Source organism: Sandaracinus amylolyticus (genome assembly GCF_000737325.1).
Taxonomy (GTDB): Bacteria; Myxococcota_A; Polyangia; order Polyangiales; family Sandaracinaceae; genus Sandaracinus; species Sandaracinus amylolyticus.
In genome coordinates this window covers 6,267,180-6,291,587 of sequence record NZ_CP011125.1, presented here as the reverse complement: position 1 = coordinate 6,291,587, position 24,408 = coordinate 6,267,180, and the positions used below count along the sequence as shown (strand labels likewise).

Here is a 24,408-nt window from a genome sequence, read left to right as displayed (position 1 = left end):
AATGCCCCCGCTGGTCCGCGCCGAGAAGGTCACGAAGAAGATCCTCCACTCCGCCTCCGGAGAGAGAGCGGAGCACGAGGTCGAGATCCTCCGCGGCATCGACCTCGAGGTGCAGCAGGGCGAGATGCTCTCGATCGTCGGCGCGTCGGGCGCGGGCAAGAGCACGCTGCTGCACGTGCTGGGCACGCTCGATCTGCCGACGTCGGGCCGGATCGTCTACGAGGGCCAGGACGTCACGCACCTGCCGAGCTCGCGTCTCGCGGACTTCCGCAACCGATCGATCGGCTTCGTCTTCCAGTTCCACCACCTGCTGCCCGAGTTCACCGCGGTGGAGAACGTGATGATGCCGGGCCTCATCCGGGGCGCGCCGCGCAGCGCGATGCACGCGAAGGCGACGAAGCTGCTCGACGACGTCGGGCTCAAGCACCGCCTCTCGCATCGCCCGGGCGAGCTCTCGGGCGGCGAGCAGCAGCGCGTCGCGCTCGCGCGCGCGCTGGTGATGGAGCCGAAGCTGGTGCTCGCGGACGAGCCGACGGGCAACCTCGACAGCGTGACGAGCGAGGCGATGCACGAGCTCTTCTTCGAGCTGAACCGCGAGCGCAACGTGACGTTCCTGATCGTCACCCACAGCGAGAAGCTCGCGTCGCTGATGCCGCGCGTGGTCACGATGCGCGACGGCCGCGTCGAGCGCGACGACCGCAAGAGCGACGTCGCGTACCGCGAGCCCGAGCGCAGCGCGCCCGAGATCGCGCCCGAGAGCTGATGCCCGAGGCGACTCGCCGGTGCGCGCGCTGCGTCACGCGGTCGAGCGCAACGGTGGGCCCATCGGTCGCGTCGACCTGATCGGAGCTGTCCACGAGGCGACCCGCGTCGGGCTCGCGAACGCCGGCGTGGTCGGTGCGTGGCACGTGTTCGGCGAGCGCCTGAGCGACGAGGAGCTCGACGCGAGGCTCGCGGAGCTCCTGCGACGTCAGACGTCGGGTCGCTGAGCCGCGCAGCGGCCTCGAGCGCCGTCGACCGGCCTGCGATCCGGGGCGGCGCGCCGTCACCGCGTGCACGACGCGCGTCCTGCGCGCGCGATCGCGCCGCAACCGGCGCCGCCCCCACCACGCGCGACGACGCCCCCGGCTCGAGGCATCGAGCCCCCGGCTCGAACGATCGCGGCCCCGCATCGATCGATCTCGGTCCCCGGGGGGCTCGGATCGATCGAGGCGGGGGGTCATCTCGCCGAGGCGGGGGATCATCTCCCCGGAGCGGGGGCGCGCGTCGCCCGCTGCACGTCGCGCAGTGGTCGGACGGCGGGCGCGCGAGTCCCCGACGCGGGGCGCGCGATGTCGGAGGGCCGAGCGCGCGATCTTCGTGCCGGGGGCCGAGCGCGGGCTCAGTACTTCGCGCCGTCGGCGTGCACGACGTCCAGCGATCCGAGGTCCACGTCGGGCAGGCAGCGCACGTTCACGGCGGCCATCTTCGATCCGTCGGGCCCGGTGCCCTCGCCGAACGGCGCGATCCCGCACTTCGCGCAGAAGTGATGCTGGATCGCGTGCTTGTGGAACGTGTAGGTCGACAGCGCGCTCTCCGGCGTCTTCAGCCGGAACGCCCCGCGCGGCACGAACCACAGGAGCCCGCCGCGCCTGCGGCACATCGAGCAGTTGCAGTCGATCACGCGATCGATCGCGCCTTCGACCTCGAACGCGATGTTCCCGCAGTGACAGCTTCCCTGATGCGTCGTCGTCATGTCGCGCACCATCTAGCCACGACGATCGCGCCCCGGTTGGACAAAGGCGACACGCCGCGCTGACGGCGCTCCCGCGCCCCGCCGCGCTTCGCGCGTCGCGTCGCTCCCGCACTCGTTCCCAATCGCGCCCCGCCGCGCTTCGCGCGTCGCGTCGCTCCCGCACTCGTTCCCAATCGCGCCCCGCCGCGCTTCGCGCGTCGCTCCTGCGCCCCCGCGCCCCGCCGCGCTTCGCGCGTCGCGTCGCTCGCCAAATCCCGCGCGAAGCGCGCACACGCGCGACTTCGTCGCGCGGTGCTACCCCGCGAACGTCCGGGGCGCGCGAACAGCGCGACTCGGTCGGGAGCTCTCCCCAGCCTCAACCAGCGAGACGGCAGAACCGCGGTACCGGGCGTGGGCGTGGGGGTCCGGCGGCCCCGTGCGACGGGGGCTCGCCGAGGCCGACCGCAGCTCGAACGAAGCATCGCGGCAGAGCGCGAAGCGCGCGCCGCGATGCGACCACCGACACCCGACGCTCGCGCCCTTCCGTCGAGCAGCCCGCGAGCACACAGGCCGCCGGACCCCCACCCCCGCGCCTCACGCCGAAGCGCTCTCCTCTAAGCGGCAAACGCCACGTCCAACACCATCATCAGGACGAACCCGCCCATCGTCCCCCAGGTCGCCGCATCCGAGTGCTCCCCGCGATGCGACTCCGGCAGCACCTCGTCGCTGATCACGAAGAGCATCGCGCCCGCCGCGAAGCACAACGCGACCGGCAGCACCGCGCTCGACACCTCCACCGCCGCCGCGCCGAGCCCGGCGCCGATCGGCTCGACCGCGCCCGACAGCAGCGCCACCCCGATCGCCATCCGCCGCGAGTACCGCTCGCGCACCAGCGACACCGCGACGACCAGCCCCTCGGGCGCGTTCTGGAACGCGATCCCCAGCGCGATCGGGAGCGCCAGCGACTGGTCCCCGCTCGCGACCCCGACGCCCACCGCGAGCCCCTCGGGCAGGTTGTGCAGCGTGATCGCGATCACGAAGAGCCACGTCCGCGCCAGCGCCGTCGGCGATCGCCCCCGACCGTCCACGCCCTTCAGGAAGTGCTCGTGCGGCGAGAACCGATGCATCAGCGCGATCGCCGCGACCCCCGCGATCAGCCCGCCCGCGCCCGCCGCGACGCCGCCCCACCGCGCCCATCGCTCCACGGCGATCTCGAGCCCCGGCCCGAGCAGCGAGAAGAACGTCGCCGCGAGCATCACGCCCGCGCTGAACCCCGAGAGCGCCGCCCGCGCGCGGTCCCCGAGCTCGCGAAGCCCGAGCGCTGGCAGCGCGCCGAGACCGGTCGCGCCGGTGCCCGCCCACAGGCTCGTCAGGACCGCGTCGATCCAGGTGCTACCCACACCTCCGCCACATGGGGCCCCACGCTTGACCCGGCATCCCCGCACGGCTAGAACGCCGCGGTTTGCGGGGGAAACCCGCGGCTTTCCTCCGATTTCGAAACGGGATCCTCGCCACCTCATGCGCCGCGCCCTCCACGCAACGCTCCTCGCGATCGCGTCGCTGACACTGGTCATCCCAGTCGCCGCGCAGGTCACCGACGAGGACGAGGACGAGGCGGGCCTCGAGGACGAAGAAGGCCTCGAGGAAGAGGAAGAAGAAGAGGCCGAGGAAGAAGAGGAGTACGAGCCCGTCGAGGACGCCGAGGCCGGCGTCGGCGTGCCCCGGACCCTCTGCCACGGTCGCCGCATCCGCCGCGTGCGCGTGCTCGGCAACCGCCGCGTCGGCGACGACGACGTGCTCGCCTCGGTGCGATCGCGCGCCGGCAACGTGTGCACCGACGATCGCGTCGCCGACGACGCGCGCGCGCTCTGGGACCTCGGGTTCTTCGACGACATCCGCGTCGAGGCCGAGCCCGCCGAGGATCGCGTCGATCTGATCTTCCGGGTGCGCGAGCGCCCGTCGATCTCGGCGGTGCGCTACGAGGGCAACTCGTCGGTCGGCAACAGCGACATCGACGAGGTCGTCGAGCTGCGCTCGGGATCGATCCTCTCGATGCAGGAGGTCCAGCGCCAGCTCACGCGCATCCGCGATCTCTACGCGGAGAAGGGCTACTTCCTCGCGCGCATCGAGCCGCGCCTCGTCCGTCAGCCGAACAACGAGGTCGAGGTCGTCTTCCGCATCCAGGAAGGCGCCGAGGTCGTCGTCCGCCGCATCCGCTTCGTCGGCAACCGCCACATCTCGGGCGGCGATCTGCGCGGCATCATGCAGACGGGCGAGACGGGCTTCTTCTCGTTCCTGACGAACAACGACAACTTCCAGGACGAGCGCTTCGACGAGGACGTCACGCGCCTCCAGGCGATCTACTACGACCGCGGCTACCTCACGATGCGCGTGGGCACGCCGCGCATCGAGCTCACGCCGGATCGCCGCTTCATCGACATCACGATCCCGCTCGCCGAGGGCCCGCGCTTCCGCATCGGCCGCCTGCGCGTGGTCGAGCAGGACGACGACGGCAACGAGGTCGAGCCGCTCGGAGGTCGCCGCCGGGTGCGCGAGCTCGTCGCGGCGGAGCCCGGCGACTGGTTCAGCCGCACCGCGCTCGGCACGTCGCTGCTCGCGGTGACGCGCCACTATCGCGACGCCGGCTACGCGCACGTCGACGTGCAGCCCGAGACCGATCTCGACATGGATCGCAACACGGTCGATCTGTCGATCGTCGTGCGCCGCGGCCCGCTGACGCGCATCGAGCGGATCAACGTCCGCGGCAACACCAAGACGCGCGACTCGGTCATCCGCCGCGAGATCCGCATCGCCGAGGGCGACCTCTACAGCCAGACCCAGCTCGAGACGTCGCGCGCGTTCATCCAGGCGCTCGGCTACTTCGAGCGCGTCGAGCTCAGCGAGAGCGACGGCAGCGCGCCCGATCGCATCGTGGTGAACGTCGAGGTCGCGGAGCGTCCGACCGGCACGTTCAACGTCGGCGCGGGCTTCTCGTCGATCGAGGCGTTCATCTTCACCGCGCAGGTCCAGCAGCAGAACCTGTTCGGCAACGGTCAGTCGCTGAACCTGCAGCTGCAGCTCTCCGGCCTACGACAATTGGTGCAGATCCAATTCGTCGAGCCGTACTTCTTCGGGACCGACTGGACCTTCGCGATAGAGCTGTTCAAAACGGTCCGCCAATTCAGCTCGTTCACGCGCGACTCGACCGGTGGATCGCTGTCGTTCGGACATCCGATCTTCGATCGACGACTGTCGCTCTTTGCGCAGTACCGCGCGGACTACGTGCAGATCGGACCGCGCACCGGCGGGTTCGGCGCAGGGCAGGGCCTCTTCCAGCTCAACCTGCTGCCGATCGAGAACAACTTCCGCAACGGTCTGCAGAGCTCGCTGCGCCTCACGGTCACGTGGGACTCGCGCGACAACCGCATCTATCCGCAGAACGGTCTCTACGCGTCGTGGTCCACCGAGGTCGCGGACGAGGTGATCGGCTCCGCGACGAGCTGGGTCCGACACCGCGCGTTCTTCAGGTGGTACTGGGAGCTCTTCTCCGGCGTCGTCCTGAAGATGAACACCGAGTGGGGCTTGATCGCGTCGCGACAGGCGCCCGGTCCGCCGGTGTTCGAGCGCTTCTATCTCGGCGGCATCTTCAACGTCCGCGGCTTCCCGCTGAACAGCCTCGGTCCGCGCGTCGGCGTGCCGCGCACGTACGCGCCGCCGGACGGCGCGATCGTCCCGCAGTTCGGCGAGCCGGTCGGCGGGAACATGCAGCTCTATTACAACCTCGAGCTCGAGTTCCCGATCATCCAGCAGGTCGGCATCCGCGGCGTGATCTTCACGGACGGCGGCAACGCCTGGAACCTCGACAACTACATCTGTCAGCTGCCGCAGCCGTCGGAGTACGTGTCGTCATCGGATCCGTGTCGCGTCGACCTGTTCGATCTGCGCACGTCGTGGGGCTTCGGCATCCGTTGGATCTCGCCGCTCGGCCCGCTGCGCTTCGAATGGGGGCTCCCGTTCATGCGCATCCCGGGCCGCGAACAGGACATCGACTTCCAGTTCACGATCGGCAACTTCTTCTGAGGAGGGGTCTTGGAAGACCCGGCGGAGCCGGATCGGGGCCCCCCTCCCCGAACACTGCGCGCGGGCCCCGGCCCCGCTTGCTTCTTGATCGCCTGCGCTTCGCTCGTCCGCTTCGCGTCTCAGCAGTCTGAAATACCGCTCGGTCTTGACCCGTCGGATACGAACGGGTAGCCACTCGCACCTTTCGAGGAGACCTCCTTTGCTCCAGCTCCAACGGCACGCCGTCACCCTCGCCGCGGCGCTGATGATCTCGTTCGTGGCGCCGCGAGTCTACGCGCAGGTGCGCATCGCCGTGGTCGACCTCCAGCGCGCGCTCAACGAGACCGAGGACGGACGTCGCGCGAAGGCGCGCCTCAAGCGCCTCTTCAAGCAGCGCCAGGACGATCTCGACAAGCGTCAGGGCGAGCTGAAGGCGCTCAAGGAAGACATCGAGAAGAACATCGAGCTCTGGTCGCAGGAGACCAAGCAGCGTCGTCTCGAGGAGTACCAGAAGGCGTTCGTCGACCTTCAGCAGCAGTACGTCGAGTACCAGCGCGAGCTCGCGGAGCGCGAGGCCGAGGCGACGGGCGAGATCGTCGAGCGCATGCAGTCGATCCTGCGCCGCATCGGACAGGCCGAGGGCTACACGCTGATCATCGAGCGCAACGAGGCCGGCGTCGTGTGGGTGCCGACGAACCTCGATCTCACCGATCAGGTCATCCAGCGCTACAACGCGGGCGAAGGCCGCGAAGGTGGCGGTGAAGGCGGCGGCGGTGGTGGCGCGGCGACGACCGGCGGTGGAGCGCGCGGCGGTGGCGGCGCGGCGACGACCGGCGGTGGTGCGGCGGGCGGCGGTGGCGGCGGTGGCGCGCGCCGTCCCCCGACGAAGCGCGCGGAGTGAGCGCGGAGGAGCGGAGGGCGAGCCGATTTGAGTAGAATCGCGCTCGCATGGAGCTCGACGTCGAACGGATCCTCCGGATCCTCCCGCATCGCTCGCCGTTCCTGCTCCTCGATCGCGTGACGGAGCTGAGCCCGCGCAAGTCGGCGCGCGGGCTCAAGTGCGTCACGTACAACGAGCCGTTCTTCCCGGGGCACTTCCCGGGTCAGCCGATCTTCCCGAGCGTGCTCATCGTCGAGTCGATGTCGCAGCTGCTCGCGGTGCTCGTCTACGCGTCGGAGCCCTTCGACCCCGGTCAGAAGGTCCTCTACTTCCTCGGCTTCGACGGCGCGAAGTTCCGACGCCCGGTGGTGCCCGGCGATCGCATGGTGCTCGACGTCGAGATCACGCAGCGACGCTCGAACATCTGGAAGGCGCACGCGACCGCGACGGTCGACGGCAACCTGTGCGCGCAGGCCGAGCTGCTCGCGGCCCTGACCGACCGCGGCGAGCTGCCGAGCCATTGAGCCGGCCGACATTGCCGCACTGATTGTTTCTGTCTACAACCGGGCGCCGTGCGCAGGCCCGCCCGACTCCTCGCGCTGAGCGCGATCGCGACGATGCTCGCGCTCCCACTCGCGGCGGTCGCGCAGGACGCAGGCTCGGGCGAAGGCGCGAGCGCAGAGGGCGCGACCAGCGAGACGTCGGGCCCACCGGTCTACGATCTCGCGAAGCTCCTGCGCGCGGCCGAGCGTAGCTACCCCGGCATTCGCGCCGCCGAAGCGCGCATCCGCGCGGCGCGCGCGCAGCTCGACGAGGCGTGGGTCACGCCGTACTTCCAGTCGTGGGTCACGGCGGGCTTCACGCTCGCGCCCGAGGCGCGCGGCAGCCCGATCCTCTCGCCCGACGCGCAGGTCCCGCTCTCGAACCCGTGGCAGCCCGTGCTCGGGTTCGACTTCCAGGGCGCGATCCCGCTGTGGACGTTCGGCAAGCTCGGCGCCGCACGCGAGGCTGCGCGCGCCGGCATCCGCGCGTCGGAGTCCGATCGCGCGCGCGTGCGTGCGCAGCTGCTCTACGACGTGCGCCGCGCGTACTTCGCGCTGCAGCTCGCGCTCGACGTGCAGCAGATGCTGCGCGAGGGCATGCCCGCGCTCGAAGAAGCGATCGAGCGCACCGACGATCGCATCGCGGAGGGCGACCCCGAGGTCGACGAGATGGATCGCTTCCGTCTCGCGGCCGCGCTCTCGGAAGTGCGCGCGCGACAGGCGCAGGCGGCGCACCTCGAGGCGAGCTCGCGCGCCGCGCTCCAGATCCTCAGCGGCGTGCGCGAGCTGCGCGTGCCCGACTGTCCGATCCAGGTCGTCGACGCGCGCCTGCGCCCGCTCACCCAGTACGTCTCGAGCGCGATGAGCGATCGCCCCGAGGTGCGCATGCTCGAGGCCGCGCAGCGCGCGCGCGAGGCGAGCCTCGACGTGGCGCGCGCCGGGTTCTGGCCCGACCTCGCGCTGACGTATCGCTTCGCGATCAGCTACGCGCCGGGCATCACCGACCAGACGAACCCGTTCATCATCGATCCCGCGAACTACATGAACATCGGGGCGGGCATCGCGCTGCGGTGGTCGCTCGACTTCTGGGGCAACGCGTACCGCGTCGATCGCGAGAGCGCGCTGCTCGACGACGTGCGCATGCGCTTCGAGGAGGCGCGTCGCGGCATGGAGCTCGAGATCACCGACGCGTACAACACCGTCGTCGAGGCGCGCGATCGCGAGACGGCGTTCGATCGCGGGCGGCGCGAGACGCGCGCGTGGTTCATCACCGCGGCGCAGGCGGTCGAGCTCGGCACCGCGGAGACCAACGACCTCGTCGACGCGGTGCGTGCCTATTTCACGGCGCGCTACTCGCATCTCCAGGCGATCCACGACTTCAACAGCGCGCTCGCGAACCTCGAGCGCGTCTCGGCAATGCCCGTCACCGATCGCTGGGAAGACGCCTGCGATTGAATCGGGGCACCCTTCGACCAGTCACCAGGCACACGCACATGACGATGCGCACGATCTTTCTCGCCCTCGCGCTCGCCGCGCTCTCGTTCACCGCTCCGTCGTTCACCCCGAGCGCCGCGGCGCAGGAAGGCGGGCCCGCGACGCGCTTCCTCCGGCAGCGCCACGACGAGGTCACGCGCATCATGAGGCGTGATGCCTCGACCGACGCGGCGCGCGCGACACGCAGCCAGGAGGTCACGCGCATCCTGAGCCAGCTGCTCGACTACCAGGAGCTCTCGCGGCGCGCGCTCGGCACGCACTGGGAGTCGCGCACGCCCGCGCAGCGCACGCAGTTCGTCGATCTCCTGCGCCAGCTCGTCGAGCGCAATTACGAGGCGAACCTCGAGCGCATCCAGGGCTTCGAGGTGCGCTACACGCGCGAGGAGGCGATCTCCGACGGAACGGTCGTCTACACCGAGGCGCGCTCGCGCCAGGAGCGCCGTCAGCCGCCGGTCGAGATCTCGTACTCGATGCACCTGACCGACGGTGCGTGGCGCGTGTTCGACGTGAACACCGACGGCGTCAGCCTGGTCCGGAACTACAACCGTCAGTTCAATCGGATCATCGGCCAGGACGGCTGGGACGCGCTGATCACGCGCATGCAGGAGCGGCTCGCGTCGGGTCGCACCGAGTGATCTCGGGCGCGCTCGCGCGTCCTCCGGCGCGGAGCTCGTGAGCGCGTTTTTCCTTGCGATCGTTGACGGGCACAGATGTGGGCACTAGCCTGCCCAACCCGTATGCGACTGTTCAGCGGCAAGGTTCCCGTCATCGCCCAGGAGATCGTCCGGACGCTCACGGAAGGCGGTGACATCGAGACCGAGGCGCCGAACGAGGTGCAGGCGGACATCGAGTCGGTGCTCAAGGAGTACCTGCGCCAAGAGCGTCGCGTGACCGACGAGGCGAAGTCCCGGATGGAGATCCGGGGCATGACCTACAGCGAGCTGGGGAAGATGAAGTCCCAGGTCGCCAAGGATCTGAAGCTCTCGACGGGCGAGGACACGCTCCCGTACATCCTCGAGCAGGTGCTCGAGATGCTCTTCCACAGCAACAACGTGGAAGAGGTGTTCGCGGAGGACAACGTGCTCCGCAAGAAGATCACCGCGATCCTCCGCCGCCACATGGACGTGGAGCAGGAGCTCGATCGCGAGGTGCGCTCGAAGATCAAGAACCTCGAGGAAGGCACCGCCGCGTTCGAGACCGAGTACGCGCGGGTGATGGATCAGATCAAGCGCAACAAGAGGCTCACCTGAGCCGGGCGCCCTGAGCGGCGCGTCGAGGATCCCATGCACGAGAGCGCCACCCCGACACTGCGGAGCATGACGGGGCACGGCCTCGGCGAGGCCCCGCTCGGGCCCGGGCGCGTGCACATCGAGATCCGCTCGGTGAACCATCGCTACCTCGAGGTGCGGGTGAGACTGCCCGCCGAGGTGGTCGAGCACACCGGGTTCGTCGAGGAAGCGGTTCGCACCGCGCTCGGACGCGGTCGTGTCGAGGTGACGGGGCGCATCTCGGGGGACGCGATCGGCGCGCCGGTGCTCGACGTGGCGCGAGCGCGCGCGGCGTACGAGCAGCTCGTCGCGCTGCGGGATGCGCTCTCGCCGCGGGAGCCGTTGCCGCTCTCGTTGCTCGCGTCGGTGCCCGATCTGTTCATCGCGCGTGGGCTCCCGGATCTGCGCGTGGCGCGCGAGGCGCTGGCGCGCGCGACCGAGCAGGCCTGTCGTGGCGTGATGGAGATGCGGGCGCGCGAGGGCGCGGCGCTCTCGGCGGATCTCGAGGCGCGGGTGGATCGGCTGGTCGAGCACGTGGAGTCGATCGAGGCGCGCGTGCCCGAGGTCGTCGACAACGCGCGGCGGCGGCTCGCGGAGCGCATCGAGAAGCTGCTCGCGCAGGTCGGCGGGACGATCTCGCAGGTCGGCGCGCTGGAGGAAGGTCGGCTCGAGCAGGAGATCGCGGTGTTCGCGGATCGCTGCGACGTGACCGAGGAGTGCACGCGGCTGCGGAGCCACTCGGATCAGTTCCGCATGCTGCTCGCGACGGGCGCGGCGGAGGCGCTCGGGCGGAGGCTCGACTTCCTGCTCCAGGAGATGGCGCGCGAGGCGAACACGATCGGCGCGAAGAGCGCGGACGCCGAGACCGCGCGCCTCGTCGTCGAGGTGAAGGCCGACGTCGAGCGGATGCGGGAGCAGGTCCAGAACGTCCTTTGAGCTCGATCGCAGGCGCCCCGGCGAGAGGCGGTCCTCGCGGCTCGCTCGGTCGCGGCGCGAGCTTCGGGACGCGGGCGGGCTCAGATCACGCGGTCGCTGCCGCCGTCGATCGGGAGCTGGGCGCCGGTCGTCGCGCGCATCTTCACCAGGGCGAGCGCGGCCTCGGCGACGTCCTTCGTCGTCACCTCCGCGCGCAGCAGGTTCTGGCGCTTGTACCGATCGACGCTCACGCCGTAGCTCTTCGCGCGCGATGCGATCGTCTCGTCGCTCCAGAGCTCGGTGTCGAAGACCTTGTCGGGGTGCAGCACGTCGACGCGCACGCCCGCGGGCGCGAGCTCGATCGCGGCGACACGCGCGAGCTGCGTGAGGCCTGCCTTGCTCACCGAGTACGCCGCCGCGCCAGGGCCCGGCGCGGGCACGTTGCGCGACGCCATCATGATCACCGCGGGCTCGACGCCGAGCTCGAGGTACGGCGTCGCCGCGCGCAGCACCTTGAGGTGCGAGGTGAGGTTGAGCGCGAGCGAGCGCTCCCAGTGCGCGTCGTCGAGCTCCTCGATGCGCTTGCTCGGCGGGAAGTCCCCCGCGTTCGAGACGAGCAGGTCGAGCCCTCCGAAGCGGCGCACGCACGCGTCGATCGCGGCGTTCACCTGCGCGGTGTCGGTCACGTCGCACGCGACGCCGAGCGCGTCGTCGCCCTTCCACGCGCTCGTGATCTCGGCGCGTCGATCGAGCACGCACACCGCCGCGCCCTCGGCGCGGAAGCGCAACGCGACCGCGCGACCGATGCCGCTCGCGCCGCCGGTGATCAGCGCGACGCGCCCCGCGAGCGAGGGGCTCGCGCCGGGCTTGCGCAGCTTGCGCTGCTCGAGCTCCCAGTACTCCATGTCGAAGAGATCACGCTCGCCGAGCGGGGTCCATCCGCCGAGCGCCTCGGCCCACTGCACGCAGCGGATCGTGTGACGCGCGATGTCGCCCACCTGCGCCGCTGCCTTCGCCGCGGTGCCGAACGCGATCGTGCCGACGCCGCGCCACACGGCCCAGCGCGGCGCGGCATCGAGGCGCGTGCGCGACCCGTCGTCGTGGCGCGTGAAGTACGCGTCGTACTCGCGCGCGTAGGCGCCGATCGCCGCAGCGGGATCGCCGTCGATCACCGCGGGCACGCGCTTGGTGCGGATGACGTGATCGGGCGTGACCGGGCCGCGCGTCGCGATGCGCGCGACGTCGTCGCGCGACGCGTAGCCCGCCGCGTCCTCGCTCGCGTCGACGCGCGCGATCATCGCGCGGCCCGCGGCGCGCGAGACCTCGCGGCGGATGGTCGCGAGCGCGCGCGCATCGACCTCGGATGCGCGCGCGGCGCGGCGCGGTGCGCTCCACGCGCCGCTCTTCGCGAGCGCGTCCTCGGCCTCGCTCACGAGGCGGATCGTGCGCTCGTAGCTCTCGCGGGCGTCGTCCGAGAACGTGAAGAGCCCGTGGTGCATCAGCACCATGCCCTCGAGCCTCGACCAGTCCGCGCCGCGCGTGATCTCGCGCACCGCGCGCGCGAGGACGAAGCCCGGCATGACGTACGGGACGTAGAGCACGCGATCGCCGAGCACGTCGCGGATGCGCGCCGCGCCGTCTGGGGTGTTCGTCAGCGTGATCACCGCGTCGGCGTGCGTGTGATCGACGAAGCGGTGCGGGAGGATTGCGTGGAGGATCGCCTCGATCGACGGATCGGGCGCGCTCGGATCGAGGAGCGCCGCGCGCTGCTCGCGCACCATGTCGACGTCGGAGAGCGCCGCGAGATCGGCCATGCGCAGCAGCGCGCGCATGCGCACCGGCGAGAACCCCGCGGGCTCGATCGTCGCGAGGTCCCAGCCGCTGCCCTTCACCCAGAGCACGTCGGTGTCGTCGCCGAAGAAGTCCTTCGTCGTGCCCTTCACGCTCGTGTTGCCGCCGCCGTGCAGCACGAGCGAGGGCTCCGCGCCGAGCAGCCGCGACGTGTAGCAGCGGAGCTGGAGCAGATCGGTGGGCGCGTCCTCGGCGCGGTAGCGGCTCTCCATCGCGCGGAGGATATCGTCCCCGCGTCAGCGCATCACGATCTCGCGGCGCTGGCCCGGCGCGATCTCCACGCTGCGTCGCATCGTGCGCTCGGACCGCGAGGGGCCCGCCTCGATCAGGTGCGTGCCCGCGGGGAGCGAGCGACGCACGGGCGAGGAGCCGACGTAGTCGCCGTCGATCCACACCTCGCCGAAGGGCATCACGACGATGTCGAGCGAGCCGGGACGCTCGTCGACCGGCGGCGGCGGAGGGGGAGGCGGTGGCGGTGGCGGTGGCGGAGGCGGGATCACGACCGGCGTCGTCGTGCCCGCGTCACGCGGGCGCGACGGCGTCGGACGGGCGCCGCGATCATGCGGCGTCGTGACCTCCACCCGAGGCGCGACGTACGCGTCGATCGGCGGCGGTCCCGCGTCTTCGGGCGCGCGCGCGAAGCCGGCGTCGGCGGGGCTCGCCGGATCGACGACCACGACCGGCGGCGGGGGCTGCTCGGTGCGCGTCAGCAGGATCGCGAGCCCTGCTCCCAGCGCCACGAGCGCGATCGCCGCGACTCCGCCGACGAGCGGCATCAGCGAGCGCTGTCGCGGGAGCTCGCGCAGCGACTCGACCGGCATCGGCGTCGCGCCGCTCGGCCGCGTGAGCTCCGCCGGCGTGACGCGCGCGCTCGCATCGGCGGGGCGCGAGAACGAAGGCGGCGTGGCCGGCGGATACGCGGGGACGCCTGGGGCGAGCTGGGCAGCGAGCTCGGGCCCCACGCCCGTCGACGTGTACTGCGGGCCCGTGTTGCCGAAGGGCGGCGGCACCGGCGTCGGCGTCATCACCGTCGGCGCGCCGTCGACCGGGGCGCGCGTGCGCGTCGGGTCCTGTCCCGACGCGGGCTGCGGACCTCCGCTCCACTGCGGGCGCTCGCCTGGCATCGCGCTCGTCGGCTCGTACGCCATCGCGGGCTGCTGGCTCGGCGGCGCGCCCGCGCGCGTCGTCTCCTCGAGCCGGCGCACGAGGTCGCCCAGGATGCGGCGCGCCGTGGGCGGCGGCGCGATGTCGACCAGCGCGTCGATCAGCTCCGCCGCGCTCTGGAAGCGCGCGTCGGGATCGGGCGCGAGCAGCCGCTCGACGGCGTCGACCAGCGCCTTCGGCGCGCTCGGGCACAGCTCCGCCAGCCCGGGGCGACGCCCCTCGCTGATGCGCTGCAGCGTGTCGAGATCGGTCGCGCCCACGAAGGGCCGGCGCCCGGCGAGCGCCTCGAACAGCAGCACGCCGAGCGCGAAGAGATCGCCGCGCGCGTCGAAGCGCCCCTGCAGCGCGTACTCGGGCGCCATGTACGGGACCTTGCCCTTCACGGTCCCGGTGGTCGTCAGCATCGTCGACTTCGACACCGCCTTCGCGATGCCGAAGTCCGTCAGCTTCACCTCGCCCGCGCGGCTCACCAGCACGTTCGACGGCGAGATGTCGCGGTGCACGACGGGCCCGCCGCCCGCCGCGCCGCGGTGCCCGTGGAGGTTGTGCGCGTAGTCGAGCGCGGTCGCGAGCTCGTTCGCCAGGTGCACGACGAGCCCGGACGTCATCGTCTCGCCGCGCTCTTCGAGCGCGCGCAGGAGACGGTACAGATCCATGCCTTCGACCAGCTCGAGCGCGAGGTAGTGCGACGCGTCGGCCACGCCGAAGTCGACGACCTGCACGATGTTCGCGTGGCGCAGCTGCGCCGAGACACGCGCCTCGTCGAGGAACTGGTGGACGAACGCCGCGTCCTTCTCGAACGCCGGCAGGATCCGCTTCACGCAGACGCGCTGCTCGAACCCTCCGGGCCCGCGCCGCACCGCGAGGAAGGTCTCGGCCATCCCTCCCGCGCCGAGTCGGCCGACGAGCTCGTAGGGCCCGAATCTCGAAGGGCTCCCCACCACGCGGCGACGAGGCTAGCACGCGGTGCCCGCGCCGCGTCCCGCGGGAAGCGACTCAGACGACGGAGGTGCGCGCCAGCGGCTCGCTGGTGGGCGCGAGCGCGTCGTCCTCCATCGTCTCGACCACGTTCTCGGAGCTCGCGTTCGTCACGTCGCGCAGCAGCAGCAGGTCGCCGACGCGCGCCGACGCGCCGTTCCAGTAGCCCGTCGCGCCGCGCCACTCCCGCGGGTTGCGGAACGTGCCGAACACGAGATCCCAGAGCGGGATGTCGCCGTAGTTGTGCGCGTGCACGCCGCGCTCGTGGTGCACGCAGTGGCTCTCCGGGCGCTGCACGACGTAGCCGAGCCAGCGCGGCGTGCGGAGGTTCGCGTGCTGGAAGAGGCTGCAGAACGTGACGAGCGCGTTGACGATCGCGGCGGCCAGCGGATCGACGCCGAGGATCAGCGTGAGCCCGATGCTGCCCGCCATCGCGAAGCCCGCGACGTCGAGCGGGTGCAGGTAGAACGCGCCCCACACGTCCATGCGCTCGGCGCTGTGGTGCATCTGGTGGATGCGCCACAGCGGCTCGAAGCGGTGCAGCGCGCGGTGCCACCAGTACGTGCAGAACTGGAGCGCGACGAGCCCGACGACGGTGCCACCGGCGACGCCGAGCCCGGTCGCGTCGATCAGCCGGTACGGCGCGAGGAGGGGGTCCCACAGCAGCGGGAGGGCACCCGAGAGCAGGACCGAGACGACGAGCCACACGAGCCCGCGGGCGCGCCACCGGCGGATGCGCGGGAAGACGCGCGCGGGGGCGACGCGGTCGAGCACGACGAGCACGAGGAGCGAGGCGAGCAGCCCGCCGGTGAGCAGATCCATGAACGTCCTCCAGGAGTTGCGCCGCCGGGAAGCGCGTGGCGGGGCAGGTCGGAGAGGAGGCGTGACGATGCGCGGAACGATGTTCCGCGGGCGCGTTCCGCGGTCCATGATCGCCGCGTGGGGGCCCAGGGCGCGGCGATCGTCGGACGTGCACACGAGCTCGAGCGACTGCGCGAGGCCGTGCTCGACACGTCGCGAGGGCGGGGCGGCGTGTGGCTCCTCTGCGGCGAGGCGGGCATCGGGAAGAGCCGCCTCGCCGAGGAAGCGTCGGCGCTCGCCGCGGAGCGCGGGGTCGTCGTCGTGTGGGGGCGCGCGTGGGAGGTCGGCGGCGCGCCGGTGCTCTGGCCATGGGTGCAGGTGCTGCGCGCGCTGCTCGCGACCGAGGCGGGGAGGGCGGCGCGCGAGGCGCTCGGTGCCCGGGCGCGCCTGCTCGCGCGCGGTCTGCCCGAGCTGCGCGAGCGGGACAGCGAGATCGGCGATGCGATCGATCCCGAGCGCGCGCGCTTCGAGCTGATCGACGCGATGGGCTCGCTCGTGATCGGCGTCGCGTCGCGCGCGCCGACGATGATCGTGCTCGACGATCTGCACGGCGCGGATCCGTCGTCGCTCTTGCTCGCGGAGTACGTCGCGCGGCACCTGCGCAGCGTGCCGCTGGTGCTCGTCGGCACGTATCGCGAGCACGAGGCGGAGCGCACCGCGCACGCGTCGTCGTTCGCACGGCTCGCGCGCGACGCGCGCGTCCTCGCGCTGCGTCGGCTCGGCGAGGCCGAGGTCGGCGCGCTGCTGCTCGAGGGCGAAGGCACGCCCGATCCGACGATCGTGCGCGCGGTGCACGAGGCCTCGGAGGGCAATCCGCTCTTCGTGGTCGAGCTCGCGCGGTACTGGCGCGCGCAGGCGAGCACCTCCTCGCTCGTGCGCGCGACCACGATTGCGATCCCGCACGGCATCCGCGAGGTGCTGCGCGAGCGGCTCGGCGCGCTGCCCGCGCCCGACGTGGCGATGCTCGAAGCGGCGTCGGTGCTGGGGCGTGACGTGCGCGTCGCGTCGCTCGCGGAGCTCTTGGAGACGTCGGTCGCGTCGCTCGGCGCGGCGCTGCGTCGATGCGCGGGCGCGCGTGTGCTCGTCGAGCTCGCGCCCGGCGCGCTGCGCTTCTCGCACGTGCTCTTGCGCGAGGTGCTCTACCAGCAAGTCGATAGCGAGCGCCGCGCGGTGCTGCACGCGCGCGCGGCGACGTGCCTCGAGCAGCGGCGCGACGCGGGCGCCGAGGTCGGCACGAGCGAGATCGCGTTCCATTGGGCCGCTGCCGCGGCGGCCGGCGGCGGGGCGCGCGAGCGTGCGAGCGCGGTGATGAGCGCGCGGCGTGCGGCGGAGGAAGCGGACGCGCAGCTCGCGTTCGAAGACGTGGTGGCTTGGTACGAGCGCGCGCTCGAGTGGACCGACACGGGCGTGCCTGCGAGCACGCGCGTCGAGCTGCTCCTCGCGCTCGGGAGCGCGCGCATCCGCGCGGGAGACGTCGCGCGCGGCCAGGAGGCGTGCCTCGCGGCGGCGGCGCTCGCGCGTGCGCAGGGCGCGGAGCTCTTCGCGCGCGCAGCGCTCGCGTACGGCGCCGCGTTCGTCTACGCGACGATCGACGTGCGCTTGATCGCGCTGCTCGACGAGGCGCTCGCCGCGCTTCCCGCGGACGCACGCGCGCTCCGCGCGAGGGTGATGGCGCGCCTCGCGGCCGCGCAGCAGCCCGCGGCGGATCCGTGGGGACCGATCGCGCTCGCGCGCGAGGCGATCGCGCTCGCACGCGAGACGGGCGATCGACGCGTGCTCCTCGAGACGCTGCGCTCGGCGTGCTCGGCGATGATGGACTTCGCGGAACCGTCGGAGCGCGCGGCGCTCAACGCCGAGCACGTCGCGCTCGCGGAGGCGCTCGGCGAGCCCGTCGACGCGATGCGCGGCTCGATGCGGCTCGTGATCGACTGCTACGAGGCGGGCGACACGGTCGCCGGGCGCGCCGCGATCGAGCGCTGCGAGCGCGTCGCGGAGCGGCTCGGGCACTCGTTCTACGCGTGGCCCGTCGCGGCGATGCGCGCGATGGACGCGACGCTCGCGGGCCGCTGGGACGAGGCGGATCGCTGGCTCGACGAGGCGAAGGCGCGCAGCGAGCGGGCGCGCGATCCCAACGCGTCGCGCGCGCTCGCGGTCGCGCGTGTGGCGCGGCTGCGGACCGAGCGGCGCGACGTCGACGCGCTCGCGATGTTGCCCGCGCTCGAGCAGGCGCTCACCGCGATGCCGTTCGGTCGCGCGGCGACGCACGCGCTCGCGAGCGCGATGCTCGCGCGTGCGGGCCGTCTCGACGAAGCTGGCGCGCGCCTCGCGACGGCGGACGTCGACGAGATGATCGCGCTCGGCGACGTCGCGCTGCTCTCGTGCATCGGCGAGGTCGCGCTCGCCCTCCACGACGCCGCGCTCGCGACGCGCGTCGCGGAGCGTCTGCGCCCGCTGGAGGGTCGCTTCCGCAGCTGGGGCCTCTTCGGGATGACGTGCGAGGGCCCGGTCGCGGCGCTGCTGGGCTCGCTCGCCGCGCTGCGCGGCGAGGTCGACGATGCGCGCGGCTGGCTCGAGCGTGCGCTCGAGCGCGCCCAGCGCGCGGGGGCGACACCGTACGTCGACGCGATCCGCGTCGAGCTCGTGGCGCTCGGTGCGCCGCGCAGTGTGCCCGCGCGCATGCGTCGCGCGATCACGATGCGCCGCGACGGCGAGACCTGGGTCGTCGAGCGCGAGGGCGCGCCGATCCGCCTGAAGGACAGCAAGGGCCTGCAGTGGCTCGCGCGCTTGATCGCGGAGCCGGGGCGCGACGTGCACGTGCTCGAGCTCGCCGCGCCCGACGCGCGCGACGTGGATCGCGGCGACGCCGGCGAGCTGCTCGACGAGCGCGCGAAGCAGGCCTATCGCGCGCGCCTCGCGGCGCTCGAAGAGGAGCGTGCGGAAGCGGAGGCGTGGAACGACGTCGAGCGCGCCGCGCGAGCGCGCGAGGAGATCGACGCGCTGCGCGCCGAGATCGCGCGCGGGCTCGGGCTCGGTGGCCGCGCGCGACGCGCGGGGAGCGCGGTCGAGAAGGCGCGCATCAACGTGCAGCGACGCCTGCGCGACGCCATCGAGCGCATCGCCGTGCACGACGCTGCGCTCGGTCGTCTGCTCGAGCGCTCGATCCGCACCGGCACGTCGTGCCGCTACGATCCCGAGTAGCGGCGCGCGTCACGCGAGCGCGGCGCGATACTGCTCGGGCGTGCGCCCGGTCCAGCGCCGGAACGCGCGGAAGAACGCGCTCGGCTCGGAGTACCCGACGAGCATCGCGACCTCGTACACCGCGAGGCGCGGCTCGCGCAGATAGAGCTCCGCGAGCTCCCGCCGCGTCTGCTCGAGCAGCGTCTGGAACACGACGCCTTCTTCCTTCAGCCGCCGCTGTAGCGTCCGCTCGCTCATCCCGAAGTGACGCGCGACGGCCGACTGCGAAGGCACGCCGTGCCGCAGCATCTCGGTGAGCTTCCGCTGCACGCGATCGGCGAGACGATCGTCGCCCGGCAGCACCTTCAGCAGCGACTCCGCGTGGCGCTCGAGGTACCCGTGGAGCCGCGGGTTCGCGTTCACGATCGGCGCATCGAGGATCTCGCCCGGGAGCACCAGGCGCGACGCCGGCGCGCCGAAGCGCGGCGTACGTCCGAAGTACGCGGTGAGCATCGAGACGTCGGGCGGGGGCGGGTGCTGGAACCACACGTCGAGCACCGGGATGTCGTCGCGCCCGATGAGCGCGCGGAGCATCGTGAGCCCGCTCGACATCGACCACTCGGCGGGATGCCGCAGCCGCACGAACCGCGGCGCGAGCACCTGCTCGAGCACCGCGCGCCCGTCCTCCTCGAAGAAGCGCCCGATGAACACGTCGCAGAGCAGGCTCCCGAAGCGCTCCATGCAGCGCCCGAGCTCGCGCGGCGTCGCGCACTGCAGCATCAGGTAGCCGAGCGCGCCGAGCGACTCGATCGTGAACGCACCCCCGAGCCGCACCCCGAGATCGTCGATGCCGCGGCGCGCGAGGATCAGATCCCAGATCGCCATGTGCTGCTTGAACGGCACGCGCGCGTCGGGGTTCGCGAGGATCTCCGGCGTCAGCTGCGCGTGCGCGAGCGCTTCTTCGCGAGGCACGCCCAGCATGACGGCGACGTCGACGAGCGTCGCGGTGAACGAGGCGACGACGGTCGCGACTGCCATGTGCCCGCGGATGATACGGCGCGCCGAGCGCGCGGCGCCATCGTCCACGCCATTGTCGCCCGCGGTCAGTCGTGGAGCGCCCCGATGCCGCCAATCGTCGTCGAGGAGACTCTCATGCGACGGAAGATCGTCATCGCGCTCGCTTCGCTGCTCGCGCTCGTGATCGTGGCGGGCGCAGCGCTCGTGGTCCGCGCCTCGCAGCCGGTGAGCGCGCCGTACCCCGAGGTGAGCGCGGATCGGAGCGAAGCGGGCATCGCGCGCGGACGCGTGCTCTTCGAGGGCACGTGCGCGCAGTGTCATCGCGCGCCCGGCGCCACGCGCGTCGCGGGCGCGCCGCTCGCGGAGATCCCGGCGTTCCTCGGCGAGTTCCACTCGCGCAACCTCACGCGCCATCCGACCGCGGGCATCGGCGGGTTCGAGGATCGCGAGATCGCGCGCCTGCTTCGCTACGGCGTGACGCGCGACGGGCACGCGGTCGTGATGCCGACGTACGGCTTCTCCGACGAGGATCTCGCCGCGGTCCTCGGGTTCCTGCGCTCCGACGATCCGGTCTTCGAGGCCGACGCGACCGAGACCCCGCCGTCGCGGCCCTCGCTCGTCGGGCGCGTGCTCGTGCGCGCCGGGCTGCCCGATCCCGCGACGCGTCCCGCCCGCGGCATGCGCGCGCCGCCGCGCGCACCGACCGCCGAGTACGGCCGCTACCTCGCGCACGACGTGTTCGACTGCGCGGGCTGCCACACGCCCGGCTACGACCCCGACAAGGCGAGCGGCGACGACCTGCTCCGCGGCGGGTTCGAACTCGTCGGCGCCGACGGCGCGGCGGTGCGCTCGCCGAACCTCACCGCGCACGCGAGCGGGCTCGCGGCGTGGACCTCCGCCGACCTCGGCCGCGCGCTGCGCGACGGCCTGAAGCCCGACGGCACCGCGGTGCGCCCGCCGATGCCGCTCTTCCGCGGCCTCGGCGACGACGAGGTCGAGGCGCTCTTCGTCTATCTGCGCAGCGTCCCCGCGCTCGACGGCGAGGTGCCCGCGACGCAGCCGGTGCGCACGCCGCGTCCCGGTGCGCGCGCGCCCGAGCAGCTCTTCGTCGAGCTCGGCTGCCCCGGGTGCCACGCGCCCGGCGCGCGCTACCACGCGCAGCTCGAGCAGGCGCGAGGCGAAGATCCCGAAGCGCTCGCGCGCTGGATCCAGCACCCCGAGGCGCTCCAGCCCGGCACGCCGATGCCGACGTATGGCGCGCTGCTCTCCGACGCCGATGCGCTCGCGCTCGCGCGCTGGGTGAGCGAGGGCGCTGCGCGCACGCAGTGAGCGTAACGGCTCGCTCGTCGGCTCGGCGGCACACCGCAGCCGACGGAGGCGACGAGCGTGCAGCGATGGCCGAGCGTGATCGCGCTGAGCGCGGCGATCGTGAGCGCCTGCGCAGACGAGCCCGTGATCGACGCCGCGCCGAGCGACGCGGGCGTGCTGATCGATGCCCGCGCGATGCTCGACGCGCGCGTGCCCGACGACGACGCCGGTGAGCCCCCGGTCGCGTGCGACGTCGTCGCGTCGGATGGCGAGACGCTCGAGCGCGCGATCGCCGCCGCGTCGCCTGGCGACACGGTCTGCCTCGCCGCGGGCACGTGGCGCGATCTCGTCCTGCGCATCACGCAGCACGGCGCCGAAGGCGCGCCGATCACGATCGCCGCCGAGCGTCCGGGCGAGACCATCGTCACCGGCACGAGCGCGATCGGCCTCGGAGGCAGCCACCTCGTGCTGCGCGGGCTCGTGTTCCGCGGCGGACGCAGCGCGGGCGGCACGCTGCTCGCGACGCGCAGCGACGTCTCGACGCCGTGCGGCCACTGCCGCCTCACCGAGCTCACGATCGACGGCGTCGACGAGGGCGTCGAGGAGTCGAAGTGGGTCTCGATCTACGGTGATCACAACCGCGTCGATCACTCGTGGTTCGCCCACAAGACGAGCTCGGACGTGCTGCTCGTGGTGTGGCGCCCGGACGGCGCCGAGGACCATCACCGCATCGACCACAACTACTTCGGCGATCGCCCGCCGGTCGGCGAAGGCGCCGAGACGCTCCGCGTCGGCACGAGCGACACCCACGACACGCCCTCGTACACGATCGTCGAGCACAACCTCTTCGAGCGCACGAGCGGCGAGATCGAGATCGTCTCGAACAAGTCGGGCCGCAACGTCTATCGCCACAACACGTTCCGCGCGTCGATCGGCCAGCTCACGCTGCGGCACGGCGACGGGTGCGTCGTCGAGGGCAACTGGTTCTTCGCGGACGGTGCGCCGGGCGCGGGCGGGATCCGCGTCGTCGGCGGCGGTCATCGCATCGTGAACAACTACGTGCAGGGCGTGCGCACCTCGAGCGACGTGCGCGGCGGCATCGTGCTGATGAGCTGGGAGAGCGACGCCGAGCCGACGGGCTATCAGGAGGTCGTCGACGTGCTCGTCGCGCACAACACCATCGCCGACAGCGAGCAGAGCCTGGTGCTCGGCGCGGGATCGAGCGACCGCGCGCCGCGTCGCATCACGCTCGCGAACAACCTGATCGGCGGTGCGATCGGCGCCGTCGTCCGGAGCGAGCTCGGCATCGAGGCGTCGACGTGGGCCGGCAACGTGCTCCACGGCGACGCGCTCGGGCTCGACGAGACGCCCGGGATCCGCTTCGTCGATCCCGGGCTCGCGCGCGACGGCGAAGGCATCTGGCGACCCGATCCGCGCGGCCCCGCGATCGACACCGCGGCGGCGATCGACGAGCCGCTCGCGATCGACATCGAGGGACACCGGCGCGACGGTCGCGCCGACGTCGGCGCCGACGAGCTCGTCGACGCTCCCGCGCGCCTCCCTCCGCTCACCGCCGCCGACGTGGGCCCGCGCACCTACGATCCGCGCCGGCGCGACTGAGCTACGCTCGCGCGCGCATGACCGATCGCACGCTGCGGCCCGGCACCCTCGCGGTGCACGCCGGTGAAGAGCCCGACCCGACGACCGGCGCGCTCGAGCCGCCGATCGTCCTCGCGAGCGCGTACGCGTTCGCCTCCGCCGACGACGCGGCCGCGCAGTTCCGCGGCGAGCAGGACGGCTGGATCTACGGGCGCTGGCGCAACCCGACGGTCGAGTCGTTCGAGCGCAAGATCGCCGCGCTCGAGGGCGCCGAGGCGACGGTCGCGCTCGCGAGCGGGATGGCCGCGGTGAACGGCGCGATCGCGTCGTGCGCGCGCGCCGGCGAGCACGTCGTCGCGCCCCGCAGCGTCTACGCCGAGGCCGCGCGCCTGATGCGCGAGGTGCTCCCACGCTTCGGCGTCGAGACCACGTTCGTCGATCAGACCGACCTCGCCGCGGTCGAGGCCGCGATGACCGAGCGCACGCGCATCGTGTACGCCGAGACGCCGGCGAACCCGAACCTCGTGTGCACCGATCTCGCCGCGCTCGCGGAGCTCGCGCACGCGCGCGGCGCCGTGCTGATCGTCGACGGCACGTTCGCGACGCCGTGGCACCAGCGCCCGCTCGCGCTCGGCGCGGACCTCGTGCTGCACTCCGCGACGAAGGCGATCTGCGGGCACGGCGATGCGATCGGCGGCGTGGTCTCGGGCTCGCGTGATCGAGTGACCGAGGTGCGACGGATCGGCGTGCGCGCGATGGGCGGCGCGATGGCGCCCAACACCGCCGCGATGCTCGCGCGCGGCGTGCGCACCCTCGGGCTCCGCATGGATCGCGCGAGCGCGAGCGCGATGGAGCTCGCGCGTCGCCTCGAGGAGGATCGCCGCGTCGCGCGCGTCTGGTATCCGGGCCTGCCCTCGCACCCGCAGCACGCGATCGCGCGCGCTCAGATGACGCGCGGCTTCGGCGCGATGATCGCGTTCGAGGTCGCGGGAGGGCTCGAGGCGGGCAAGCGCTGTCACGACGCGGTCGAGGTGATCGCGCGCGCGGTGAGCCTCGGCGACGTGCGCTCGCTGCTCACGCACCCCGCGACGACCACCCAGGCATCGATGCCGCGCGAGGCACGCATCGCAGCGGGCGTGACCGACGGCCTGATGCGCTTCAGCGTCGGCATCGAGGACGTCGAGGACCTCTGGGAGGACCTCGATCGCGCGCTGCCCTCGTCCTGATTAGCGCGGCCCGAAGCGCTTGTCGTCGGGAGGCGTGCGCCCCTCGTTGAGCGCCTCCGCGATGCGCACCAGCGAGGGCGCGTCGACGCCCACGTACCACGCCTGCGTGAGCGCTCCGGTCTCGTCGCCGTAATACGCCGCGAGCGTCGGCCCGTAGGAGCAGCACCCGAGGCACCCCGACTCGGTCAGCCGCACTCCGCCGCCGCGCTTGTAGTACGCGATGCCGCGCGCCTCGAGCGTGCGCCACGCCTCTTCGAACACGCGCGTGCTGCCGCGGCGCGAGCAGCGCGGTCCGGTGCAGAGCAGAAGGTGCGCGCGCGTCGGGAAGAAGAGCGGGCCGTCCACGTCGGCGGCG

At 72.5% G+C, this 24,408-nt stretch carries 20 protein-coding genes; 13 read left to right on the top strand and 7 right to left on the bottom strand.

Annotated features, from left to right (window positions below; translation table 11 throughout):
• Nucleotide 1: 1 nt before the first annotated feature.
• On the top strand, nt 2-763 hold the full coding sequence (locus tag DB32_RS26450; protein ID WP_075097636.1) for an ABC transporter ATP-binding protein: 762 nt from the start codon (nt 2-4) through the stop codon (nt 761-763).
• 19 nt (nt 764-782) lie between these two features.
• On the top strand, nt 783-989 hold the full coding sequence (locus DB32_RS26445; RefSeq protein ID WP_053235420.1) for a hypothetical protein: 207 nt from the start codon (nt 783-785) through the stop codon (nt 987-989).
• Between the two features lie 392 nt (nt 990-1,381).
• Here the strand turns inward: DB32_RS26445 and DB32_RS26440 are convergent, their stop codons facing one another.
• Both DB32_RS26440 and DB32_RS26435 read right to left on the bottom strand, forming a co-directional pair.
• Nucleotides 1,382-1,735 carry a GFA family protein gene (locus DB32_RS26440; protein WP_053238962.1) on the bottom strand — a complete coding sequence of 118 codons (354 nt, stop codon included), beginning with the start codon at nt 1,733-1,735 and terminating at the stop codon, nt 1,382-1,384.
• A gap of 593 nt (nt 1,736-2,328) precedes the next feature.
• A complete protein-coding gene (locus DB32_RS26435) occupies nt 2,329-3,114 on the bottom strand; it encodes a ZIP family metal transporter (protein ID WP_053235419.1) in 786 nt (261 codons plus the stop codon).
• A 118-nt stretch (nt 3,115-3,232) separates the two neighbouring features.
• On the opposite strand from DB32_RS26435, the gene bamA reads away from it, so the two are divergent.
• From bamA to DB32_RS26400, 7 genes are all read left to right on the top strand, one after another.
• Entirely contained in the window at nt 3,233-5,794 is a 2,562-nt protein-coding gene (bamA, locus tag DB32_RS26430; RefSeq protein WP_053235418.1) for an outer membrane protein assembly factor BamA, read from the top strand.
• A gap of 256 nt (nt 5,795-6,050) precedes the next feature.
• Complete coding sequence (locus tag DB32_RS26425; RefSeq protein ID WP_205627082.1) at nt 6,051-6,674, top strand: OmpH/Skp family outer membrane protein; 624 nt, start codon at nt 6,051-6,053, stop codon at nt 6,672-6,674.
• 47 nt (nt 6,675-6,721) lie between these two features.
• On the top strand, nt 6,722-7,177 hold the full coding sequence (gene fabZ / locus DB32_RS26420; protein WP_053235416.1) for a 3-hydroxyacyl-ACP dehydratase FabZ: 456 nt from the start codon (nt 6,722-6,724) through the stop codon (nt 7,175-7,177).
• Between the two features lie 48 nt (nt 7,178-7,225).
• The gene (locus tag DB32_RS26415; RefSeq protein WP_157069410.1) at nt 7,226-8,650 is read left to right on the top strand and encodes a TolC family protein; all 1,425 of its coding nucleotides are present in this window, start codon (nt 7,226-7,228) and stop codon (nt 8,648-8,650) included.
• Nucleotides 8,651-8,694: 44 nt separating this feature from the next.
• Nucleotides 8,695-9,324, top strand: coding sequence for an MlaC/ttg2D family ABC transporter substrate-binding protein (locus DB32_RS26410; protein WP_169791558.1), 630 nt, complete (start codon nt 8,695-8,697; stop codon nt 9,322-9,324).
• Between the two features lie 102 nt (nt 9,325-9,426).
• Entirely contained in the window at nt 9,427-9,939 is a 513-nt protein-coding gene (locus tag DB32_RS26405; protein WP_053235413.1) for a DUF507 family protein, read from the top strand.
• Between the two features lie 33 nt (nt 9,940-9,972).
• Nucleotides 9,973-10,893 carry a YicC/YloC family endoribonuclease gene (locus DB32_RS26400; protein WP_075097635.1) on the top strand — a complete coding sequence of 307 codons (921 nt, stop codon included), beginning with the start codon at nt 9,973-9,975 and terminating at the stop codon, nt 10,891-10,893.
• Between the two features lie 80 nt (nt 10,894-10,973).
• On the opposite strand, the gene DB32_RS26395 is transcribed toward DB32_RS26400, so the two are convergent.
• Genes DB32_RS26395 through DB32_RS26385 form a run of 3 tightly spaced genes read right to left on the bottom strand, consistent with a single transcriptional unit; the run spans nt 10,974 to nt 15,687 of the window.
• Nucleotides 10,974-12,935 carry a bifunctional aldolase/short-chain dehydrogenase gene (locus DB32_RS26395; protein ID WP_053235411.1) on the bottom strand — a complete coding sequence of 654 codons (1,962 nt, stop codon included), beginning with the start codon at nt 12,933-12,935 and terminating at the stop codon, nt 10,974-10,976.
• Nucleotides 12,936-12,959: 24 nt separating this feature from the next.
• Complete coding sequence (locus tag DB32_RS26390; RefSeq protein WP_275935492.1) at nt 12,960-14,828, bottom strand: serine/threonine protein kinase; 1,869 nt, start codon at nt 14,826-14,828, stop codon at nt 12,960-12,962.
• A 55-nt stretch (nt 14,829-14,883) separates the two neighbouring features.
• Nucleotides 14,884-15,687 (bottom strand): sterol desaturase family protein, encoded by an 804-nt coding sequence (locus DB32_RS26385; RefSeq protein WP_075097633.1) that lies wholly within the window; start codon nt 15,685-15,687, stop codon nt 14,884-14,886.
• Between the two features lie 117 nt (nt 15,688-15,804).
• Between DB32_RS26385 and DB32_RS26380 the strand changes: the two genes are divergently transcribed.
• Nucleotides 15,805-18,924 carry an ATP-binding protein gene (locus tag DB32_RS26380; protein WP_053235409.1) on the top strand — a complete coding sequence of 1,040 codons (3,120 nt, stop codon included), beginning with the start codon at nt 15,805-15,807 and terminating at the stop codon, nt 18,922-18,924.
• A 9-nt stretch (nt 18,925-18,933) separates the two neighbouring features.
• Here DB32_RS26380 and DB32_RS26375 read toward each other — a convergent pair whose 3' ends face one another.
• Nucleotides 18,934-19,941 (bottom strand): AraC family transcriptional regulator, encoded by a 1,008-nt coding sequence (locus tag DB32_RS26375; protein WP_075098024.1) that lies wholly within the window; start codon nt 19,939-19,941, stop codon nt 18,934-18,936.
• A gap of 114 nt (nt 19,942-20,055) precedes the next feature.
• Here DB32_RS26375 and DB32_RS26370 point away from each other — a divergent pair, with 114 nt between their 5' ends.
• Genes DB32_RS26370 through DB32_RS26360 form a run of 3 tightly spaced genes read left to right on the top strand, consistent with a single transcriptional unit; the run spans nt 20,056 to nt 24,053 of the window.
• Nucleotides 20,056-21,249 (top strand): c-type cytochrome, encoded by a 1,194-nt coding sequence (locus DB32_RS26370; RefSeq protein ID WP_053235407.1) that lies wholly within the window; start codon nt 20,056-20,058, stop codon nt 21,247-21,249.
• Nucleotides 21,250-21,306: 57 nt separating this feature from the next.
• Nucleotides 21,307-22,848, top strand: coding sequence for a polysaccharide lyase 6 family protein (locus DB32_RS26365; protein ID WP_053235406.1), 1,542 nt, complete (start codon nt 21,307-21,309; stop codon nt 22,846-22,848).
• Between the two features lie 17 nt (nt 22,849-22,865).
• Complete coding sequence (locus tag DB32_RS26360; RefSeq protein ID WP_053235405.1) at nt 22,866-24,053, top strand: trans-sulfuration enzyme family protein; 1,188 nt, start codon at nt 22,866-22,868, stop codon at nt 24,051-24,053.
• Here DB32_RS26360 and DB32_RS49145 read toward each other — a convergent pair whose 3' ends face one another.
• A complete protein-coding gene (locus tag DB32_RS49145; protein ID WP_053235404.1) occupies nt 24,054-24,398 on the bottom strand; it encodes a (2Fe-2S) ferredoxin domain-containing protein in 345 nt (114 codons plus the stop codon).
• Between the last annotated feature and the right edge of the window lie 10 nt (nt 24,399-24,408).